4 protein-coding genes are annotated in these 4,323 nt (G+C 32.5%); all 4 read left to right on the plus strand.

From position 1 onward, the window contains the following. Nucleotides 1–84 precede the first annotated feature (84 nt). The 4 genes from B0A57_RS11235 (at nucleotide 85) to B0A57_RS11250 (ending at nucleotide 4,294) form a co-directional block, all read left to right on the plus strand. The gene (locus tag B0A57_RS11235; RefSeq protein ID WP_034097246.1) at nucleotides 85–1,671 is read left to right on the plus strand and encodes a hypothetical protein; all 1,587 of its coding nucleotides are present in this window, start codon (nucleotides 85–87) and stop codon (nucleotides 1,669–1,671) included. 1 nt (nucleotide 1,672) lies between these two features. Further along, nucleotides 1,673–2,674 (plus strand): vWA domain-containing protein, encoded by a 1,002-nt coding sequence (locus B0A57_RS11240; protein WP_011962311.1) that lies wholly within the window; start codon nucleotides 1,673–1,675, stop codon nucleotides 2,672–2,674. Nucleotides 2,675–2,728: 54 nt separating this feature from the next. Further along, a complete protein-coding gene (locus B0A57_RS11245) occupies nucleotides 2,729–3,109 on the plus strand; it encodes a GxxExxY protein (protein WP_034097244.1) in 381 nt (126 codons plus the stop codon). A 144-nt stretch (nucleotides 3,110–3,253) separates the two neighbouring features. Continuing rightward, a complete protein-coding gene (locus tag B0A57_RS11250; RefSeq protein ID WP_034097242.1) occupies nucleotides 3,254–4,294 on the plus strand; it encodes a VWA domain-containing protein in 1,041 nt (346 codons plus the stop codon). Nucleotides 4,295–4,323: the final 29 nt, after the last annotated feature.

Raw genomic sequence — 4,323 nt, forward strand, 5'->3', positions numbered from 1 at the left:
AAGAAAAGCGCAAAGAACACAAAGCTTTGTGAACCTCGTGAAAAACCTTGTGTTCTTCGTGGTTAAAAAAAATAATGAAATGAAATGAAATTAAAATTATACATATTACTATTACTGTCAACTTCGCTTTTTGCTCAAAAAGTCGAAACGTCTATCGATACCACTAAAAATAAGATTGGTGCGCAATTTACATTAACACTTAAAACCAAAGTAAAACCAACTTCGAAAGTTGTATTTCCAAAAGTAACAAATTTCGGAAGTTTAGAAGTTATCGAATCTTATCCAATAGACACCATCAAAGAAAACGACAAATTTGAGCTTATTAAAAAATATGGCTTAACACAATTCGACTCTGGGAAATATGTAATTCCTAGAATCTCAGTTTTAATAGATAGAATTCCGGTTTTTTCAGATAGTATAAAAGTGGAAGTTTTTAATGTAAAAGTAGACACATTAAAACAAAAAATGTACGATATTAAACCTATAATTTTAGTAGAAAAACCAACAGGTGATTGGTGGAAATATCTTTTAGGGTTTCTATTACTTCTAGGTTTAGCGTTTCTTGGCTATTTTCTTTGGAAAAAATACCGAAAAGTACCTGAAAAAGCAATTGTATATAATTCTCCAATAGAGAAAGCAACCAGTTTATTACAATTGTTAGAGAAAAAAGAACTGCTTGCCAAAGGCGAAGTCAAAGAATATTATTCGGAACTAACCGATATTGCTCGTGATTATATCGAAGAAGCCATTGAAATTCCTGCTAAAGAAAGTACCACTTCCGAACTTATTCTGGCACTTAGAGCAGCATCGACCAAGAAAAAAATGAAGCTCTCTAAGGAAACTCTTTTGGGTTTAGAAAAGGTTTTAAAACAAGCCGATTTGGTAAAATTTGCTAAAGTAAAACCCCTAGATTTCGAAATTGCCGATGATAGAGAACGAATCGAAAAAACAATTGTAACACTCGACAAATCTATCCCAGTTATAGTAGATGAAAACAGTAAAAAATGGGAATTACAACAACAAGAACTTAAACTTAAAAAAGAAAAAAGAAAGAAAAAAATGACTTTTGCTGGCGTATTGGTAGGAATTATAGCTTTCATAATTACTTATACAATTGCAACCAAAGGTTTCGATTATGTGATAAACGGATTTTCAGGATATTCTACCACCGAATTATTAGAAGGTGATTGGATAAAAAGTGATTACGGAAATCCATCGGTAATAATAGAAACGCCAAAGGTTTTAACACGTTTAGACACTAAAAAAGCAGTTCCAAATGATGCCATGGCACTTATAAAAGACATGCAAATGTTTGGTTACGGAAGCTTAATTGGCGAGTTCAATATCATTGTTTCGACCATTCAATTCAAAAAAGACACGCAAATAGATTTAACACAATCACTTAACGGAACGATTCAAACATTAGAATCTCAAGGCTGCCAAAATATCATTACAAAACAAGAAGAATTCACTACCGACAAAGGAATAAAAGGAATAAAAGGCTACGGAACATTTAGCAACAATAAACATAAAATGTATTACGAAATTCTCCTATTTAGCCAATCTGGAGGATTACAACAAATTATGATTGCACACAAGGAAGGGGACGAAAATGCAGAAAAAATTTCCGAACGAATGTTAAATTCTGTCGAATTACAAATTACAAATTAGTATGACCAATATCACTTTTTTAAATCCAGCATTTTTTTGGTTATTTTTACTGCTTCCATTTGCTATGGGTTGGTATTTCTTTAAACGAAAAGAAGAAAAACCAACATTAAAAATAAGTTCTTTACAGGGTTTTAAAGCATCACAATCGGTTTTACCAAAATTAAAACCAGTATTGTTTGCCATGCGATTATTAGCTTTGAGCGCATTAATCGTTGCCATGGCAAGACCAAGAACAGTCGATGTGAGTAACAAAAGAAACACCACCAATGGTATCGATATTGTTATGGCAATAGATCTTTCGAGCAGTATGCTTGCTAAAGATTTTAAGCCAAACCGAATGGAAGCGCTAAAAGAAGTAGCGGCTAGTTTTGTTGAAGCTCGACAAAGCGACAGAATAGGAGTCGTAGTTTACACCGCCGAAGCTTATACAAAAACGCCTGTTACAAGCGACAAAGCAGTCGTATTAGACGCTATAAATACCATCAAATACGACAATGTATTGCAAGACGGAACAGGAATAGGAATGGGATTGGCAACCGCTGTAAATCGTCTAAAAGATAGCAAAGCCAAAAGTAAAGTAATCATATTAATGACCGATGGGGTGAATAATGCAGGATTTATAGAGCCTGTTACAGCGGCAGAGTTTGCTAAAGAATTTGGTATTAAAGTATATACTATTGGAATTGGAACAAACGGAAACGCACCTTTCCCTTATGCCATTGCACCAAACGGAGGATTTTTGTATAAAATGTTACCCGTAGAAATAGATGAGCAACTCATGAAAGATATTGCCAAAAAAACAGGAGGTAAGTATTTTAGAGCACAAAGCAATTCGAGTTTAGAAAGTATTTATAGCGAAATAAATAAATTAGAAAAAACCGAAATTGAAGATTTAAAATTTGTTAATTATGATGAAAAATTTAGACCATTAGTTTGGCTTGCGGGATTGTTATTATTGATAGAAATTATATTACGAAACACCATTTTTAGAAGTTTTATATAAAATTATTTAAACACAAATTTCATAAAGGTTTTCACCAAGGACACAAAGAAAGATATGACAGAAAATGATATTTCAAGAGTTGTTTTTGAAAGTGCTTTAAAAGTTCACCAAGCTTTGGGTCCAGGCTTACTAGAAAGCGCTTACGAAGAATGCTTATTTTATGAACTTAAAAAGCATAATTTAAAAATAGAAAAACAAAAAGCCTTACCATTAATTTATGATGAAATAAAATTAGATGCGGGTTATAGAATAGATATTATTATTGAAGATAAATTTATTGTAGAAATTAAAGCAGTTGAAGCATTAACAGATGTTCATCTGGCACAATTGCTAACCTATTTAAGATTGTCAAACTGTAAATTAGGATTGTTGATAAATTTTAATGTTAGTTTACTAAAAAACGGAGTAAGAAGAGTAATAAATGGCACATTGTGAGAATTTAAAAATAAAAAAAAAGCACCAAAGCGCACGCAAAGGTTTTCACGAAGCACACAAAGCTTTGTGAACATAAATTAAGATGTTTTTCTTTGTGAACTTTGTAAAAACCTTCGTAAACTTTGTGTTTAAAAATAAAATTGAATGGAATTAGACGAATCAAAATATCTATACTTATTATTTCTACTGCCCATTTTGGCAGCAATTTTCTTATATGTTGAATTCTGGAAAAGAAAGAAACAAAAAGAATTTGGCGATTTAGAATTGGTAAAAAAATTAAGTCCAGAGAAATCAAATTTTAAACCTGCGCTAAAGTTTGGAGTTGTTTTATTAGCAATAGCCATGCTTATTTTAGGATTGGTTAATCCAAAAATTGGAACCAAAGTCGAAAAAGTAAAACGAGAAGGCATAGATATTGTTTTTGCGATTGATGTTTCTAAAAGTATGCTTTGCGAAGACATTGCACCAAACCGATTAGAAAAAAGCAAGCAAGTTGTCTCTCAAATTATCAATAATTTAGGAAGCGACCGCATAGGAATTATTGCTTATGCAGGAAGTGCATTTCCTGTTTTACCGATTACAACCGATTATAATGTGGCCAAAATGTTCTTGCAAAGCATGACTTCAGATATGGTTTCCTCGCAAGGAAGTAACCTTGATGAAGCCATAAAATTGTCAGCAAAATACTTTGAAGGAAGCCCAAACACAAGTAAGCTAATGATTATGCTTACCGATGGTGAAGACCATTCTGAAGGAGCAGAAAGTGCAGCCGAAGAAGCCAAAAAAATAGGCATGAAAATTATAACTATTGGAATAGGGACAACAGCTGGCGGACCAATTCCCAATAAGAAAAATGGGGTGATCGAAAGTTTTCATCGAGACAAAAGCACGGGAGAAGTTGTAGTTACTAAATTGCGTCCAGAAGCATTAGAAGCTATTGCAAAAGCAGCAAAAGGCGGGTACATAAACGGAAACAACACAAAAGAAGCAGTAAATTTTATCAAAAAATCACTTAATAATATTCAGAAAACAGAATTTGATGCTACAGAAGTAGCTAGTTTTCAAGCACAATTTCAATGGTTTTTAGGAATTGGATTTTTCTTGTTATTGTTAGATGTTTTTTTATTAGAAAGAAAAACAAAATGGGTACAAAAATTGAATTTATTTAACGAGAAAAAGAATTAACCACTAAGTACACAAAGAACACAAAGCTT

This window comes from Flavobacterium psychrophilum DSM 3660 = ATCC 49418 (assembly GCF_002217405.1).
GTDB lineage: Bacteria > Bacteroidota > Bacteroidia > Flavobacteriales > Flavobacteriaceae > Flavobacterium > Flavobacterium psychrophilum.